At 44.8% G+C, this 16,180-nt stretch carries 14 protein-coding genes and 1 riboswitch; of the genes, 12 read left to right on the top strand and 2 right to left on the bottom strand.

The features are described from left to right. The first annotated feature begins 5 nt into the window (after positions 1 to 5). The 9 genes from DWV34_RS09000 to DWV34_RS08960 all read left to right on the top strand — a co-directional run bounded on the left by DWV34_RS09000 (position 6) and on the right by DWV34_RS08960 (position 12,295). On the top strand, positions 6 to 3,143 hold the full coding sequence (locus DWV34_RS09000; protein ID WP_022260758.1) for an FtsX-like permease family protein: 3,138 nt from the start codon (positions 6 to 8) through the stop codon (positions 3,141 to 3,143). A gap of 29 nt (positions 3,144 to 3,172) precedes the next feature. Continuing rightward, on the top strand, positions 3,173 to 4,486 hold the full coding sequence (locus DWV34_RS08995) for an alpha-amylase family glycosyl hydrolase (RefSeq protein WP_009289006.1): 1,314 nt from the start codon (positions 3,173 to 3,175) through the stop codon (positions 4,484 to 4,486). 80 nt (positions 4,487 to 4,566) lie between these two features. After that, a complete protein-coding gene (rny, locus tag DWV34_RS08990) occupies positions 4,567 to 6,114 on the top strand; it encodes a ribonuclease Y (protein ID WP_006566438.1) in 1,548 nt (515 codons plus the stop codon). A 282-nt stretch (positions 6,115 to 6,396) separates the two neighbouring features. Next, positions 6,397 to 7,197 carry an SDR family oxidoreductase gene (locus tag DWV34_RS08985; RefSeq protein ID WP_009289005.1) on the top strand — a complete coding sequence of 267 codons (801 nt, stop codon included), beginning with the start codon at positions 6,397 to 6,399 and terminating at the stop codon, positions 7,195 to 7,197. 51 nt (positions 7,198 to 7,248) lie between these two features. Further along, the gene (locus DWV34_RS08980; protein ID WP_006566436.1) at positions 7,249 to 9,105 is read left to right on the top strand and encodes a PTS mannitol transporter subunit IICBA; all 1,857 of its coding nucleotides are present in this window, start codon (positions 7,249 to 7,251) and stop codon (positions 9,103 to 9,105) included. Between the two features lie 89 nt (positions 9,106 to 9,194). Then, positions 9,195 to 9,902, top strand: coding sequence for a DeoR/GlpR family DNA-binding transcription regulator (locus DWV34_RS08975; protein WP_006566435.1), 708 nt, complete (start codon positions 9,195 to 9,197; stop codon positions 9,900 to 9,902). Between the two features lie 44 nt (positions 9,903 to 9,946). Then, positions 9,947 to 11,086 carry a mannitol dehydrogenase gene (locus DWV34_RS08970; RefSeq protein ID WP_009289004.1) on the top strand — a complete coding sequence of 380 codons (1,140 nt, stop codon included), beginning with the start codon at positions 9,947 to 9,949 and terminating at the stop codon, positions 11,084 to 11,086. Between the two features lie 15 nt (positions 11,087 to 11,101). Next, on the top strand, positions 11,102 to 11,629 hold the full coding sequence (locus tag DWV34_RS08965) for an NUDIX hydrolase (protein WP_009289003.1): 528 nt from the start codon (positions 11,102 to 11,104) through the stop codon (positions 11,627 to 11,629). A gap of 102 nt (positions 11,630 to 11,731) precedes the next feature. Then, positions 11,732 to 12,295 (top strand): hypothetical protein, encoded by a 564-nt coding sequence (locus DWV34_RS08960; RefSeq protein ID WP_006566432.1) that lies wholly within the window; start codon positions 11,732 to 11,734, stop codon positions 12,293 to 12,295. Here DWV34_RS08960 and DWV34_RS08955 read toward each other — a convergent pair. Next, positions 12,266 to 13,294, bottom strand: coding sequence for a 3-deoxy-7-phosphoheptulonate synthase (locus DWV34_RS08955; RefSeq protein WP_006566431.1), 1,029 nt, complete (start codon positions 13,292 to 13,294; stop codon positions 12,266 to 12,268). The genes DWV34_RS08960 and DWV34_RS08955 overlap by 30 nt on opposite strands. A gap of 210 nt (positions 13,295 to 13,504) precedes the next feature. Then, a riboswitch (FMN riboswitch) is annotated at positions 13,505 to 13,658 on the top strand. A gap of 125 nt (positions 13,659 to 13,783) precedes the next feature. Between DWV34_RS08955 and DWV34_RS08950 the strand changes: the two genes are divergently transcribed. Next, the gene (locus tag DWV34_RS08950; RefSeq protein WP_009289001.1) at positions 13,784 to 14,392 is read left to right on the top strand and encodes an ECF transporter S component; all 609 of its coding nucleotides are present in this window, start codon (positions 13,784 to 13,786) and stop codon (positions 14,390 to 14,392) included. A gap of 74 nt (positions 14,393 to 14,466) precedes the next feature. On the opposite strand, the gene DWV34_RS08945 is transcribed toward DWV34_RS08950, so the two are convergent. Next, positions 14,467 to 14,856, bottom strand: coding sequence for a thioesterase family protein (locus DWV34_RS08945; protein WP_006566429.1), 390 nt, complete (start codon positions 14,854 to 14,856; stop codon positions 14,467 to 14,469). A 248-nt stretch (positions 14,857 to 15,104) separates the two neighbouring features. On the opposite strand from DWV34_RS08945, the gene DWV34_RS08940 reads away from it, so the two are divergent. Both DWV34_RS08940 and DWV34_RS08935 read left to right on the top strand, forming a co-directional pair. Then, a complete protein-coding gene (locus DWV34_RS08940) occupies positions 15,105 to 15,710 on the top strand; it encodes a histidine phosphatase family protein (protein ID WP_009289000.1) in 606 nt (201 codons plus the stop codon). Positions 15,711 to 15,746: 36 nt separating this feature from the next. After that, positions 15,747 to 16,178 (top strand): DUF1700 domain-containing protein, encoded by a 432-nt coding sequence (locus DWV34_RS08935; protein WP_006566427.1) that lies wholly within the window; start codon positions 15,747 to 15,749, stop codon positions 16,176 to 16,178. The last annotated feature ends 2 nt before the right edge of the window (positions 16,179 to 16,180 follow it).

Raw genomic sequence — 16,180 nt, 5'->3', positions numbered from 1 at the left:
ACCATATGAAGAAAGCGCTTCATAAAGACAATTTCATGATGGTCCGAAAGACACTGCCGAGATTTTTGTCGATCTTTTTTATTGTTGCATTGGGAGTAGCGTTTTTTTCCGGAGTCCGGGTTACAGAACCCGATATGAAGTTAACCGCAGATGCCCAGTTTGACGAGAGCAGGCTTATGGATTTAAGAGTCCTTGGCACCATGGGTATCACAGAGAAAGATGTAAAAGCGGTCAGAGAAATTTCCGGGATTTCCGTGGCGGAACCAAGCTACTCTGTGGACACGATCTGTAAATTGAATGACACAGAAAAGGTCTTAAAAGTCATGGCGGCGACCGGCCGGCTTAACCAGATCAAAGTCACAGAGGGCAGGATGCCGAAGACGAACGGCGAGTGCCTGGTGGATTCTTATCTGATGGACCATTCGGATATCAAAGTCGGCGATACGATTACAGTATCATCGGGGACGGATGATGATATTGGGGAGACATTAAAAGAATCCTCACTGAAAGTAGTCGGAGTGGGAAGTTCCTCCTATTATCTTTCCAGAGACAGGGGAACGGCCACTATAGGAAATGGGCAGATCAGCGGTTTTGCTGTGGTGCCGAAAGAAAATTTTAAATTGGATGTCTGCACGGATTTGTATATCACTGTGAAAGGGGCGGCAGGGAAGACTGCATATACAGATGACTATGACGATATCGTAGAAAAAGCAGAAAAAAAGATTAAGAATATTTCAGACAGCCGCTGTGAGATTAGACAAAGGGAAATAAAGGACGAGGCTGAAAAGGAAGTAAAAAAGGCTGAGAATCAATATAAAAAAGAAAAGAAAAAAGCGGATAAAAAACTCGCAGAAGCAGAGCAGAAACTCAAAGATGCAAAAAAGGAAATAAACGCCGGACAAAAAGAGATTGCTTCCCAGAAATATAAGATATCCCAAGGCGAGAAGGAGATACAAAAGGGATGGCAGAGTTACAGAGACGGCAGGAAGCAGCTTTCTAAGGCAGAGAAAGACATTAAAAGCAATGAGAAAAAGCTTGTGAAAGCAGAAAAAGAGCTTGCCAAAGCGAAAGAACAGTTAAAACAGCAGATGCAGCAGGCAGGAGCTATGGGACAGATTCCACCGGAGATGCAGCAGAAATTTGAACAGGCAGAGAAGGAACTATTAAGACAGGAGGCAGTTTTAAAAGCCTCTAAAAAGGATCTGGCCAAAGGAAAAAATGAACTTCAGGCAAGCAAAAAAAAGTTAAACAGTTCTGCCTCTCTGCTGAGGAAGAAGGAAAAAGAACTTAAGAACGGAGAACTTAAAATTTACGAGGCTGAGAAAAAGCTTTCAGATGCCCGAAAGGAGCTCAAAAAGGGAGAAAAAGAATATAGATCTTCTAAGAAGAAGGCTGACCGTAAGTTTGCCAAGGCAAAGAAGAAGATCGATGATGCCCGGAAAGAGATAGATGATATAAAGATGCCCAAATGGTATGTGCTGGACCGGAACAAGATCCAGTCTTACGTGGAATACGGAGGGGACACCGAAAGAATCGGGGCGATCGGAGAAGTATTTCCGGTGATTTTCTTCCTGGTAGCCGCACTGGTAAGTCTGACGACCATGACCAGGATGGTGGAGGAACAGAGAACCCAGATCGGAATTTTAAAGGCTTTGGGGTACACAGGCTTCGATGTGGCAAAGAAGTATGGACTGTACGCCCTGCTCGCCACAGCAGGGGGAAGTATCGCAGGCGTGCTTGTGGGAGAGACAATCCTTCCTAAGATCATCATCGAGGCGTATTCTATGATGTATACGGGGATCGGTCCGGTAAAACATCCGTTTGAGACCAGGTTTGCACTGACAGCCTCCGCGGCCTCTGTGTGTATCACGCTTGGAGCCACCATGTTTGCCTGTTATAAAGAACTGAGGGAAAAACCGGCGCAGCTGATGCGTCCTGAGGCACCGAAGGAGGGCAAACGGATCTGGCTTGAGCGGATCGGAATTCTGTGGAGGCATTTAAACTTTACGTGGAAGTCCACCCTGAGAAACCTGTTCCGGTATAAAAAGCGGTTTTTTATGACCATATTCGGAATCGGCGGGTGTATGGCGCTGCTGCTCGTCGGTTTTGGGTTGAAAGATTCTATTTTTGCCATATCAAAAAATCAGTATCAAAACATTATGACTTATGATGCATCGGTCACACTGGAAGACGATCTGTCTGCAAAAAAGGAGCAGGAAATTGCATCTTGGATACAAAAACAGCATACAATACCAAGCAGCACCAAAATCCGCAGCGTCTCAGTAGATGTGGAGTTTGACGGGGACAGCAAGTCGGCTTCTCTGTTTGTGCCAGAAGATGCGAAAGAACTTTCATCTTATATCCGGTTTAAGGACCGGATATCCGGGGAGAAATACCGGCTCTCTGACAACGGCATTATTCTCACGGAAAAAGTATGCAGCCTGCTGGGCATCAAAATCGGAGATACCGTCATTATTAAAGAAGGAGAGACAAAGACTGTCCGGGCGAAAGTGGAGCATATTACAGAAAATTATATGCATCACAATATCTATATGTCCAAAGATCTATACCAAAAGCTTTATGGAGAGGAGCCGGAGTACAATCAAATTCTTTTAAAAGACAAAGACAGATCCGAAAAAACAGAGACAGATCTTGGAAAAGGTCTGCTGAAGCAGGAGGGGGTGGCATCTGTTTCCTTTATCTCTGATTTTGAGAAAGAGATGAACGATATGCTGAACAATCTGAATATTGTTGTGTTTGTCTTAATTGTATCTGCCGGACTCCTGGCTTTTGTAGTATTATATAATCTGAACAACATTAATATCGCTGAGAGGAAGGCGGAACTCGCAACCCTTAAAGTTTTGGGTTTTTATGACCTGGAGACCGCGGCCTATGTCTACCGGGAAAATATCCTGCTCACCGTCATAGGCACAGCCGTGGGAGCGGGTTTGGGCATCCTCCTCCACCGATATGTGATTTTAACTGCGGAGGTAGATCTGATCATGTTTGGAAGACAGATCCTGCCGGCCAGTTATCTATACAGTGTTCTGCTCACCATAGGGTTTGCGGCGCTGATTAATTTCATGATGTTTTTCCAGCTTCGGAAAATCAGCATGGTGGAATCTTTAAAGAGCACAGAGTGACACCCCAAAGGTAGGAAGGGAGATTGACTATGAAAGGATTAACAATGAAGGACTTGATTTTTTATCACATTTTTCCGCTGGGAGCTTTTGTGGATGATGAGACAGAACATGGGATACTGGAAGTAAAGGAATGGATACCTCATATCAAAGGGCTGGGAGCCAATTCCATTTATTTTTCTCCGGTTTTTGAGTCCAGCAGCCACGGATACGATACGAAAGATTATAAAGTGATCGACCAAAGGCTTGGAACGAACGAAGATTTTAAAGAAGTATGCGATGCACTGCATGAAGAAGGAATCAAAGTTATTTTAGACGGTGTATTCAATCATGTGGGCCGAGAATTCTGGGCATTTCAGGACGTTTTGGAAAAGAGGCAGGATTCTGAATATAAGGATTGGTTCTATATCAATTTTGACGGAAACAGCAACTATGGTGACGGATTCTGGTATGAGGGCTGGGAAGGCCATTTTGAACTGGTAAAATTAAATCTGGATAACCCCGCAGTCAGAGACCACCTTCTGGATGCAGTGGGTATGTGGATGGATGAGTTCGGGATTGACGGTATCCGTCTGGATGTAGCCTATATGCTGAACCGGACATTTATGAAGAATCTTGTGGATTTTGCCAGAGACAGAAATCCGGAGATGGTCTTTATAGGAGAAATGCTGCATGGGGATTACAGCACTCTGGTCAATCACCATATGCTTGATTCTGCCACAAATTATGAATGTTATAAGGGTCTGTACTCCAGTTTTAATACCCACAACATGCACGAGATCGGTTATTCTCTGAACCGGCAGTTTGGCCCGGAACCATGGACACTTTATCAGGGACTCCCTCTGTACAGTTTTGTGGATAACCACGATGTGATGAGGATTGCCACCCAGCTTACGGATGAAAAACATCTGCCTCTGATCAATGCACTCATGTTTGCCATGCCGGGGGTACCGTCCGTCTACTACGGAAGTGAGTGGGGAATCGAGGGATTTAAAGAACCCGGCAGTGACGACGCACTTCGTCCGAGAGTAAAACCTGAGGATCTTAAGCAGGGAGAACTCTATCAATACATCGCAAAGCTTTCAGAAGTGAGGAAACACAGTCAGGCGCTGAAAGACGGCGGTTACAGAGAAATACGTACGGAACAGGATATCATCGCCTTTGAGAGAGAAGCGGGAGAAGAGAGAATGATTTTTGCCTTAAATGCGGGATCGGAGGAATATACCCTGCATTTTGACGCCAGAGCGGGAAAAGGCACGGATCTTCTGACCGGAGAAGAGAAAGATTTTGGGGGAGGGCTTTTGATTCCTCCGTATCAGGCCATGATTATTCAACCTGAGCGTTAGGCTTTCTTGACTTTTTGTGCAAAAACATATAAAATTATAGAAGTGTTTTATGCACAAAAAATTGAATAAGGAGGAGGCCTGTGGTATATATAATTATTGCCATTATCGCAACTCTGGTCATTGTTGCGCCAATTTCCGCCTATGTTGCCAATCAAAGAAGCAAGAAGGCTATGGAAGTAACCATTGGAAACGCAGAGAGCAAAGCCAGAGATATTATAGATGAAGCCATAAAAGCAGCGGATGCGAAGAAACGCGAAGCTTCACTTGAGATCAAGGAAGAAACTATAAAAGCGAGACATGACTTTGAAAAGGAAACAAAGGAACGCAGGGGTGAACTGCAGAAGTACGAAAAGCGCGTACTCAACAAGGAAGAAACTGTTGACAAGAAAGCAGAGATGCTGGAGCGCAGGGAACAGTCTCTGACTGCCAAAGAAAAGAATTTTGAGGCAGACAAGGCAAAAGTGCAGGAGCTCAAGTCCAAACACTTACAGGAATTAGAAAGAATTTCTGGGCTGACCTCTGATCAGGCAAAAGAACAACTATTATCAGCAGTGAAGGAAGACGTAAAGCACGAGACAGCGATGCTCGTAAAAGAGATGGAATCCAGAGCAAAGGAAGATGCGAGAAAGAGAGCCAAGGAGTATGTGGTTACAGCCATTCAGAAGTGTGCCGTAGACCATGTGGCCGAGACGACGATCTCTCTTGTACAGCTTCCAAACGACGAGATGAAAGGACGCATCATCGGCCGGGAGGGCAGGAATATCCGTGCCCTTGAGAATATGACAGGAGTAGAATTGATCATCGATGATACCCCGGAAGCAGTCGTATTGTCAAGTTTTAATCCGGTCAGGAGAGAGATTGCAAGGATTGCTCTTGAAAAGCTGATCGTGGACGGAAGAATTCATCCGGCCAGGATCGAAGAGATGGTGGAAAAAGCCACAAAAGAAGTGGAGACGAAGATGCGGGAAGACGGGGAGGCTGCAACTCTGGAACTTGGAGTTCACGGCATCCATCCGGAACTGGTCCGTCTGCTGGGCAAGATGAAATACCGCACCAGCTATGGACAGAACGCACTGAAGCACTCTATGGAGGTGGCACAGCTTTCAGGGCTGCTGGCATCTGAGATCGGAGTCGATGTCAGGATGGCAAAACGCGCTGGGCTGCTCCATGACATTGGAAAAGCTATCGACCACGAAGTGGAAGGTTCCCACGTAGAACTTGGAGTGAACTTGTGCAAGAAGTACAAGGAACATCCAATTGTAATCAATGCAGTGGAATCCCATCATGGGGATGCAGAACCAGATACATTAATCGCTTGTCTTGTTCAGGCGGCAGATGCGATTTCCGCAGCGAGACCGGGAGCGAGAAGCGAAACACTGGAAAGCTATACGACGAGACTGAAACAGCTGGAAGAGATCGCAGATTCCTTCCAGGGTGTTGATAAAACTTTTGCGATACAGGCAGGTCGGGAGATTCGTGTAATGGTAGTTCCAGAACAAATCAGTGACGATGACATGATTTTACTGGCCAGGGATATTTCAAAACAGGTGGAAGATAACCTGGATTACCCGGGACAGATTAAAGTCAATATTATCCGTGAGTCACGGGTTGTGGACTACGCGAAATAATCAATGGAAAGTGAGACAGCAGATGAATTCGTTCATCTGCTGTCTTTTTCTGATGAGAAAAATCCTTCACACATATTTAAAACGCAAAAAACATGCAGATAACCGCATTTTCGTACGAAAAATGCGGTTAATTTATTATAAAAACGCATATAACTGCAATAAATAGCCTTGACAATGCAAAAATATGCTGGTATTATAAAGGTACAGCAAACAAAACAGGCAAACAGATGCATAAAATGCAGATGAAAGCGCAAAAAAATGCAGAAAGAAAGGAAAACAAGTATGGAAAAGTGGATGGACTTAAGCGGGAAAGTCATGATCGTCACAGGAGGAAGCCAGGGGATCGGTGAACATGTAGTAAAAACACTGAGAAATAACGGTGCCGCAGTTGTGGTTGCGGACTTGAGAAACAATGAGACGTTTGAAAAGGATGAGAACATCTTTTTTGTTGAGTGCAACGTTGCCGACAAGAAAAGCGTGGATTCGATGATGGAACAGGTAATAAAGAAATATGGAAAAATAGATGGCCTTCTGAACAATGCAGGAGTCAGCCGTCCGAGACTGCTGGTTGATTTTTACGGAAAACGGCCGGAATATGAACTTTCAGAAGAAGACTTTGATTTTATGGTCAATGTCAATCAAAAAGGAGTATTCCTGTGCTCACAGGCTGCTGCACGTTACATGATAAAACAGAAATCCGGAGTGATCGTGAATATGTCATCTGAGGCGGGGATGCAGGGCTCCAAAGGCCAGAGCTGCTATTCAGGCACAAAAGGAGCAGTCCTTTCTTACACAATGTCATGGGCGAAGGAGCTGGGCCCCTATAATATCCGCGTTGTCGGTGTGGCACCGTCAATCAATGAGAGAACTCCTATGAATAACGACGCAGCATTTGAAGCGCTTGCGTATACAAGAGGACAGGATAAGAATAATGTTTCATCCGATTATGAAAAAGTTATTCCTATGGGAAGACCGGGGAAATTAGATGAAGTTGCCGACTTGATCTGCTACCTGATGTCCGACCGCGCAAGCTACATATCCGGAACTACTGTAAATATCAGCGGGGCAAAGTCTACACGTTAAAAAGTATTTCAATAGTAAAAAGTCAAAGTATGAGAACCGGAGGTGTAAGATATGGAAACAAAAGCAGGGGCACTGGACAGAATCCGTAAATTTGGCGGGCATATGAGCGGGATGGTTATGCCGAATCTGGGTGCATTTGTGGGCTGGGGACTGCTGGCAGCATTGTTCATACCGACAGGGTGGATTCCCAATGAAAAATTAAATGAGATGGTAGGACCCATATTAAATTATCTGCTGCCGCTTCTGATTGGCTATACGGCAGGCTATAATATCCATGGACAGCGGGGAGGTGTTATCGGTGCATTTACTACCATGGGAGTGATTGTAGGTTCTGATATCACTATGTTCAGCGGAGCCATGATCATGGGCCCGTTTTCTTCATGGCTTCTAAAGAAGTTTGACCATGCCGTGGAGGGGAAAATCAAACCCGGATTTGAAATGCTCATCAATAATTTCAGCCTTGGAATCCTTGGATTTGCTTTGGCTATCCTCGGTTATCTGATCATCGGGCCGGTGGTAAATGCGATTATCGCTTTTTTGACGGCAGGAATCAACTTCCTGATCGCGAAGAAACTGATTCCGCTTTTGGCTGTATTTATGTGCCCGGCCCAGGTGTTGTTTTTGAACAATGCAGTAAACCATGGAATTATCTCACCGATTGCATTCGCTCAGGCTCAGGAGGCCGGTAAATCCCTGATGTTCCTGCTCGATTCTAACTGTGGTCCGCTGCTTGGCACCTTATGCTCTATTGCTGTTTTTGGAAAGGGAAAAGCAAAAGAGACAGCTCCCATGGCGATGTTTATTGCGGGAATCGCCGGTATCGGGGAAGTGTATTTTCCTTTTATTCTGGCAAATCCGATCATGATTTTTGCTACAATGGGCGGTCTTGCAACCTCCCTTCTGCTCCTGGTCGTGCTGGGCGGCGGTCTGGTCGGCATGCCGTCTCCGGGCAGTCTGATCAATATAGCCCTTATGACACCAAAGGATGCTGCGGTGGCAAATGTTCTGGCAATCGGAGCGGGATTTGCGGTGGCGCTGCTGATCGGTTCTTTTATTCTGAAGACCATAGGCTCTCCGGAGGAAGAGGCAGATCTTGCCGTAGCCGGTATTGATATGGGAACAAAGACGGCAAAACCGGAAGCGGCCTTAAAGAAACATAAGCCTTCCTCAGGAGGTGCCATCCGTTATATCATCGTGGCCTGTGATTCAGGAATGGGCTCCAGCGCCATGGGAGCATCGGTTTTAAAGAACCGTCTCCAGAAAGAAGGATATAAAGATATTAAGGTAAAGAATTCATCGGCCAGCCGGATTGATCCTGATGCGGACATGATTATCACGCTGGAAGGGCTGATTGAGAGGGCAAAACTGAGTGTAGACAATACAGGCAGGGAATTTCTGGCGATCAACAACTTTCTGAAAGAAGCTGATTACGACCGGGCTTTGGAAGTGATTGAAGACAGAAACGGCAAAGAAAAAGCAAAACCTATTTTATCAGAAGAAAACATTGCGTTAAATGTGAAGGTAAAGGATAAAGAAGAGGCCATTCGGTATGCCGGAAAAATTTTGGTGGAAAACGCGTATACGACTCCGAAGTATATTGAACATATGATGGAGAGGGAGAGGAGATTCTCTGTGTATATCGGAAACCATCTGGCGATTCCTCATGGGATAGAGTCATCAGATTCGGAAATATATACTTCAGGCCTGTCTGTAGTACAGATTCCGGAAGGCGTTGACTTTGGTGATGGAAATATTGCATACGTTGTCATAGGTATCGCCGGGAAAGACGGCACTCATCTGAACATGCTCAGCAACATAGCGCTGATCTGTGCTGAGGAAGAGAATATTGAAAAGATGAGGCATGCTGAAAATAAACAAGAGATTATGGAACTATTAAAGAATATTTAATGGCCGCTTTTGCTTTCCCTTTTCCAGCGGATTCGTTATAATAATATTAATCTAATCAACAGAATGTATGTGTAGGAGAAGGTAAAGCGATGAAGATGTTAAAAGCAGAGAGGCAGGATAAGATCCTGGAGATTCTGTCCCTCGAAAATAAAATTATTGCCAGCGAATTAAGTGTGAGGCTTGAAGTTTCTGAGGATACGATCCGCAGAGATATTAAAGAATTAGACCAGAGAGGTCTTTTGAAAAAGGTGCACAGCGGAGCCGTAAAAAACGGACCTTTGAAGGAAGATTTTGATGCAAGGATTGATCTGAATCTGGAAGAAAAGATTCGTCTGGCCAAAAAGGGCGCAGAATTGATCAAACCCGGATCTGTGATTTTGATCGATGACGGAACAACTAACTATCAGGTGATCAAGCAGCTGGATAAACACATGCGCTGTACGGTTATTACGAACAGTATTCCGATTATCCTTCTTTTAAGAGATTATCCAAACATCGATGTGATCACGCTGGGCGGGAATCTGTATAAATCTTCCATGGCTACCTATGGCTATGAGGTCATCAAACAGCTGGAGCTGCTTCATCCGGATTTGTATTTTATGGGGATTTACTGTATGAGCAGTGAAGTGGGCATCAGTCATTCATCCATGGAAGAATGCCAGCTGAAACAGAAGATGCTCTCTGTCTCTTATCAGACTGCGGCACTTGTGACCAAGGAAAAGATCGGATCTGTGTCAAATTATGTCATATGCAAGACAGGTGACATTACATATTTGATCACAGATTCTGATCAGTAAATATAGAGCTGTTTTTCAGACAAAACACAGATCAGGAGGGGAAAATGAAGAATGTATTGATTGTGGGAGCAGGACGGTTAGGAAAAGGGTTTGTAGGCGAAACTTTTGACAATGCGGGATGGAATCTTACATTCCTGGATAAGGACCCGAGAGTTACAGAAGAATTACGAAAAGACGGTTGTTATTATGTGAAGGTACACCGGGTGGATGAAATACAAAACCGTACGGTCAAAAATTTTAAAGCATATACTTGTGATGAAGAATACTCATGCATGGAGGCTTTCTTGGAGACGGATGTGATCGTACTTCCGCTTTATCCGGAAGACTTTGAAGAGGCGGCAGGTTATCTGACGAAGTGCTTTGAAGAATTTTACAGGGTGCATCCGGACCGCAGACTGACTATGATCTGTATTACAAATAAAAATTATCTGATCCCTGGAATTACGGAGGCATTCAGAAAAGACTTGTCCGAAGAAGCAAAGGAGTGGTTCGATCAGAATGTAGTGATCCGGGACTCTATTATCCGCAGGAGTACAGATGCCAAGAGTAATTATGATGTCCATATTGATACGGTTGCAGTAAATTCACTTTTGATCCAGCAGCCGGTCAATAACGATTTCAGTGATGTGGAATGGATGGAACTTACGGACAAGATTGAGATGCTCAAAGACATTAAAGTCACCGCAGTCAATGGTCCCCATGCAACACTGGCCTATATGGGATATTTAAAGGGGTACAGTACGATTCCGGAATCTGAGGCTGATCCTGAGATCGCGGAAGTTGTGGAAGGAGTAGTAGAGGAGATTACGGCAGCCGTCATGAAGGAATATCCGATTACACCGGAGGAGCTGCACAACCTCGTTTATTTTGCACCGGCCAAGGGCGTGCTTCCAGATTCTATCTACCGGGTAGGATACGATCCGATCCGTAAATTATCAAAAGGAGACCGTCTGACAGGAGCCGCCGAGCTGTGCCTGAAACACGGCGTCAGTTTTGATTCGATCGCCAAAGCCATGGCGGCCGGATTCCAATATGCGGAGCCCAGGGACGCAAACGCACAGAAACTTCAGCAGGAGATTAAAAACATTGGAATTGAACAGGCCGTATCTGAATATACTGGTCTGGACGCAGACAGCCCGATTGCAAAACGTGTCATCGAATATTATCATCAGTCTGCAAGATAGAAGGCGGAGGAGCATATGGACGGATATAAAAAGATCAGACAGAATCTCGTACATCAGGGAAAAGTAGTGGGGTTTTATGAAGATGTCATTACACTGCCCAATGGCAATACTGTCACCTGGGACCTGGTAAAGCATCCGGGAGCCGCAGCAATTATTCCGGTCACGGAGGAAGGGAATATCCTGCTGGTCCGTCAATATAGAAATGCCCTGGACGCAATGACTTATGAGATACCGGCCGGAGGTATTGAGCGGGGGGAGAGCGGATACGACTGTGTAAAAAGGGAGATCGAGGAAGAGACAGGGTGCAGGGCAGAAAAGATTGAACCTCTGATCACGATTGTAACCGCCATTGGCTTCTGCGATGAAAAAATTCCAATCTTTGTAGGGACAGGACTTCATAAGACAGAGCAGAATCTGGACGAAGACGAGTTTATCGATGTATATGAATTTTCGCCTGAGAAAGTGAAGGACATGATCTTAAAAGGAGAGATTGTGGATGCCAAGACGATTTCCGGAATCATGACATATTTGAGTACGCTGTGAGGATGAAATACCGGGTGTCATAAAGAAAAAAGGTAGCACATATAATTTTATGTGCTACCTTTTTATATCCGCGGAGCAAATGATATCTGGGAGGGAATTTAGATGGAGCGGAAAAAATTTTTCATCGGTGTGTTCGTGCTGACCGGCCTTGTGCTGGGAAGCCTTTTTACAAATGCAGTGTATAAGGATTATCTGGAGTATGGGGGACAGATGGATTCCCTTGTCCTCAGCGGGAAAGGACTTTACATATCAGGCAGCAGCCTTCTGCCCTATATTTTATTTAAGAGGGGAAAGCAGTACGGCATTTTATTTCTGATCGGTTTTATTTTGAAGCCGGTGGTGCTTTTATACGGCGGACTTTTCTGTCTTTCTTTTTTTCTGGGTTCGATCCTGTCTCTGCAGGTAATGAATTTAGGGATCGCAGGTCTGCTGATTGTGATACTGAGCCTGTTTCCGCACTATATCTGTTACGGCGGTTCCATGTATCTTCTGTATCAGCGAAATGTAAGAGATGAAAAAAAAGAAGAAATAACCTTTGATACAGGTCATTCCTTCTTAAAAAAGTTTTCCATTCATCTGGAACTGATATTGCTGGTGCTGGGATGCTTTTTAGAGAGCTATGTCAATCCCGGAATCTTAAACATGTTCAGCCATCTTATAAAGTAATTCCTCTGTCTTTTCCCATCCAAGGCAGGGGTCTGTGATGGATTGGCCGTACACGCCGTTTCCGATCGGCTGGCTGCCGTCTTCGATATAGCTTTCGATCATGATGCCTTTGACGAGAGAATTGATCTCGGGGAGAAAGCTTCGGCTGTGGAGGACTTCCTGGACAATCCTTGGCTGCTGATCCCACTGTTTTCCTGAGTTGGAGTGGTTGGCATCCACAATGACGGCCGGGTTCGCAAGGCCGAATTTTTCATACATGTAAGCAACTCTTGCCAGATCTTCATAGTGGTAATTCGGTACATTGTTGCCGTGTTTGTTGACGGAGCCGCGGAGAATCGCATGGGTCAGAGGATTTCCGTCTGTATTTACTTCATAGCCGTTGGCGATGAAATTGTGGGAACTTTGTCCGGCGACGATAGAATTCATCATCACGGTGAGATCGCCTCCGGTTGGGTTTTTCATTCCTGCGGGAATGTCGAAACCGCTGACGGTCAGACGGTGCTGCTGATTTTCCACGGAACGGGCGCCTACGGCTACATAGGACAAAATGTCTTCCATGTAGGGCCAGTTTCCGGGATAAAGCATCTCATCAGCCGCAGGCATATGGAATGCTTCCAGAGCGTCGATGTGGAGTTTTCTCACGGAACGGAGACCTGCGGCCATATCCGGAGCTTTCTCAGGGTCCGGCTGGTGGACCATTCCCTTGTATCCGGCGCCGTTTGTTCTCGGTTTATTTGTATAGATCCTTGGGATCATCAGGAGCTTGTCGGAAACCTTTTCCTGAACGCCGGCCAGGCGTCCCAGATAGTCCATCACCGCTGTTTCGTTGTCGGCAGAGCAGGGACCAATGATTACGATGAATTTTTCCGATTCCCCGGTGAAGACCTTTTTGATTTCTTCATCTCTTGCCTTTTTTATCTGCCGTGCCTCTCCGCTCAAAGGAAATTCCTGCTGGAGTTCCTCAGGAGACGGCATTTTATTGATTCTATGCATACCCATAATCTTATCTCTCCTTTATTTCTCAATCTGTATGTAGACGGCTCATAAAGCCGATTGTTATAAGTTTACCAAATGTTCACAGTGCTGTAAAGAAGGAAAGGCAAAACGGTGTGTACCCGAAAAAATCCTGAAGATGCCTTTACAAACGGGAAAAATTTGTCTATAATAAACATAGTATAAAATTGCATATCGAAGTAGAGAATAATGATTCTCCAACTTCAGGGCAGAGTGAGACGTTTTAAAGCGTCAATTCTCGACTGGCGGTGATCCTTTTTTATAGAGCAGAAGGCAAGTCCGCGAACCGAAAGGCCGATTGAGTGTGAATCTCAAACCAACAGTATAGTCTGGATGAAAGAAGTAACCATGGACGGTATTTTTGTATCGTTCAGCACAGCCCTGTCTTTGGTGACAAGGGCATTTTTTATTTTGCAGGGTTGGATCAGACATCCCCCTCAGAATAAAAGAATTGTTAAATGGAGGAGAAAGAAAATGATGAATGAAACAGCAGCAGTGAGTAAAGTAAATGTAAGAAAGATCACGGTGACCGCCATGCTTGGAGCGCTGGCCGCAATTCTGATGTTTTTTGAATTCAGCGTGCCGTTTATCATGCCGGGATTCATTAAGATGGACTTTTCAGAACTTCCCGCTCTGATCGCCGCATTTTCCATGGGGCCGGTATCAGGCATCGCAGTGTGCTTCATTAAAAATATTGTAAATCTTCTGCACACTACGTCCGGCGGAGTAGGGGAGATTTCCAACTTCATTCTTGGAGTCTGCTTTGTACTTCCGGCAGGTCTGATCTACAAGAGAAACAAATCACAGAAAGGAGCACTGATCGGTGCCCTGACAGGTGCTGTCATAATGGCAGTGGTGAGTGTGTTTTCCAACTATTTTGTCGTCTATCCGGTCTATGAAAACTTCATGCCGATGGAAGCAATTATCGGAGCTTACCAGGCGATCAACCACAATGTCAGAAACTTATGGGATGCATTGATCTGGTTTAACATGCCGTTTACCTTCGTAAAAGGAATGTTCAGCGTTGTAATTACATTTTTGGTATATAAGAGGATATCTCCGATCTTAAAAGGAAAACATTAAGATTTAAGACAATTATCACAGAATATAATAAAACGTCAATCCGAACTTAAGGATTGACGTTTTTTGATGAATGTTTAATTTAATTTTTGTTTTGCATTATCTAAAAATGAATCTGCGGCCACGATATAGCGCTCGTGTGTGCCGATGCCGATCCGGCCTTTATTGTCCATAATTTCCGCCTGAAACTCTAATTTCTTCCGGTTGATCTCTGTCAGGTGACACTGGCAGGTGACTTGGCACCCTACGGGAGTGGCAGACACATGGGAAATGTTTAAATTGGTGCCGACTGTGGTCATGCCCTCATCCAGCTTTCCCTCTAATAATTTTACGGCAGCTCTTTCTACCAGGAGTGTCATGGCAGGTGTGGCATACACAGGAAGGCTTCCGCTCCCCCAGTGGGCGGCAGTCAGTTCGTCAGTAACCTCTTCTGACAGGGTGATCTTGTCTCCAATTTCAATCTTCATAAGTTGTCCTCTCTTGATTTATTCCGTATCGTTTTAGGATAGGTAACATTTCATACACTTAGTATAGCAAAATAAGATAAAAATGCTATAGTTTTTTAAGAATTTATTGTAATCTGTGTATGTCTGAAGACGGTTCATACAGTGTGAGGCTGTAAAAGTCCAGAAAAGGCTATGGTGTAAAGCCGGTAAATACGTTAAAATAGTTTTTGACGGATATAATATTAAAATTAAGGTGAGGAGGAATCTTATTGAAATTATACATGATGAGGCATGGAGAAACTTCATGGAATAAAATACGCAGAATTCAGGGACAGTCGGACATTGATTTGAATGAGGCAGGCAGAGAGGCGGCCAGGCTCACGAGTGAGGCTCTGAAAGATTTCAGATTCGACGCAGCCTATACGAGTCCGCTCAGCAGGGCCAGGGAGACAGGAGAGATCGTACTTGCGGGAAGAGATATCCCGCTCATCGAGGACGAACGCCTGAAAGAGGCCAATTTTGGACCGTATGAAGGGGCCGATCTGAATGAATTATACGAAAAAAAAGAACCCATTCTGGACTTTTTTGACCGTCCGCATAAGATGACGCTGATCGAGGGTGCGGAAACCCCGGCACAGGTCGTAGAGCGGTCGAAAATATTTCTGGAGGAATTTATTCTCCCGATGGAAAAAGAAGCAGAGAGTGTGATCTTATTTACACATGGGGCGTTTATTCACGGAATGCTGACAAACATGTATAAGAGAGATGTGAGAGATTTTTGGAAGGGGCCCAAGCTGAAGAATTGTTCCATTAGTACGGCAGAAGTAAAAGACGGCTGTTTCTGTGTGCTCAGTGAGGCAGAGGTCCTGTATTAAAATTCAGAAAGAGAAAGAAGCTAAAGGAGACATACAATGACGAAATATGAGTTTTTAAAGGAACTCCGGGAAGCGCTGGAGGGACAGGTGCCGATGAGTGAAATTGAGGATTCCATTTCCTATTACAGAGATTACTTCAGCCGCCAGGAGGCAGATGGAAGAAGCGAGCAGGAGATCTTGGAAGAACTCGGCAGCCCAAGGCTGATTGCAAAATCCATTATCGAGACAAAGGGCGGGGAGCAGATCTATTATGAAGATACCTATGAAGAGCAGGTGAATGAAGAGGAAGGTTCTCCGAAAGTTTTTGTGTTTGATTCTTTTCTGACGAAGATTGGATGTCTGGCAGCAGTGATCATTGTCATCATACTGATTGGAAGTATGTTCGCCGTAGCGCTGCGGTTTATCGGACCGATCATTATGATCCTCCTTCTTATTTATCTGATCAAAAATGTTTTCGGAAAGAGGTAAGG

Origin of the sequence: Anaerostipes sp. AF04-45, from assembly GCF_003461725.1 — a bacterium.
In the GTDB taxonomy this organism is placed as follows: Bacteria; Bacillota; Clostridia; order Lachnospirales; family Lachnospiraceae; genus Anaerostipes; species Anaerostipes caccae.
Note: the sequence above shows the minus strand (reverse complement) of the source record. Positions and strands in the feature narration are given on the sequence as shown.

Excerpts from the sequence above, each read along its gene's own strand:
- DWV34_RS09000 (WP_022260758.1), top strand. The coding sequence starts at position 6 with ATGAAGAAAGCGCTTCATAAAGACAATTTCATGATGGTCCGAAAGACA.
- DWV34_RS08995 (WP_009289006.1), top strand. The coding sequence starts at position 3,173 with ATGAAAGGATTAACAATGAAGGACTTGATTTTTTATCACATTTTTCCG.
- DWV34_RS08985 (WP_009289005.1), top strand. The coding sequence starts at position 6,397 with ATGGAAAAGTGGATGGACTTAAGCGGGAAAGTCATGATCGTCACAGGA.
- DWV34_RS08980 (WP_006566436.1), top strand. The coding sequence starts at position 7,249 with ATGGAAACAAAAGCAGGGGCACTGGACAGAATCCGTAAATTTGGCGGG.
- DWV34_RS08975 (WP_006566435.1), top strand. The coding sequence starts at position 9,195 with ATGAAGATGTTAAAAGCAGAGAGGCAGGATAAGATCCTGGAGATTCTG.
- DWV34_RS08970 (WP_009289004.1), top strand. The coding sequence starts at position 9,947 with ATGAAGAATGTATTGATTGTGGGAGCAGGACGGTTAGGAAAAGGGTTT.
- DWV34_RS08965 (WP_009289003.1), top strand. The coding sequence starts at position 11,102 with ATGGACGGATATAAAAAGATCAGACAGAATCTCGTACATCAGGGAAAA.
- DWV34_RS08960 (WP_006566432.1), top strand. The coding sequence starts at position 11,732 with ATGGAGCGGAAAAAATTTTTCATCGGTGTGTTCGTGCTGACCGGCCTT.
- DWV34_RS08955 (WP_006566431.1), bottom strand. The coding sequence starts at position 13,294 with ATGGGTATGCATAGAATCAATAAAATGCCGTCTCCTGAGGAACTCCAG.
- DWV34_RS08950 (WP_009289001.1), top strand. The coding sequence starts at position 13,784 with ATGATGAATGAAACAGCAGCAGTGAGTAAAGTAAATGTAAGAAAGATC.
- DWV34_RS08945 (WP_006566429.1), bottom strand. The coding sequence starts at position 14,856 with ATGAAGATTGAAATTGGAGACAAGATCACCCTGTCAGAAGAGGTTACT.
- DWV34_RS08935 (WP_006566427.1), top strand. The coding sequence starts at position 15,747 with ATGACGAAATATGAGTTTTTAAAGGAACTCCGGGAAGCGCTGGAGGGA.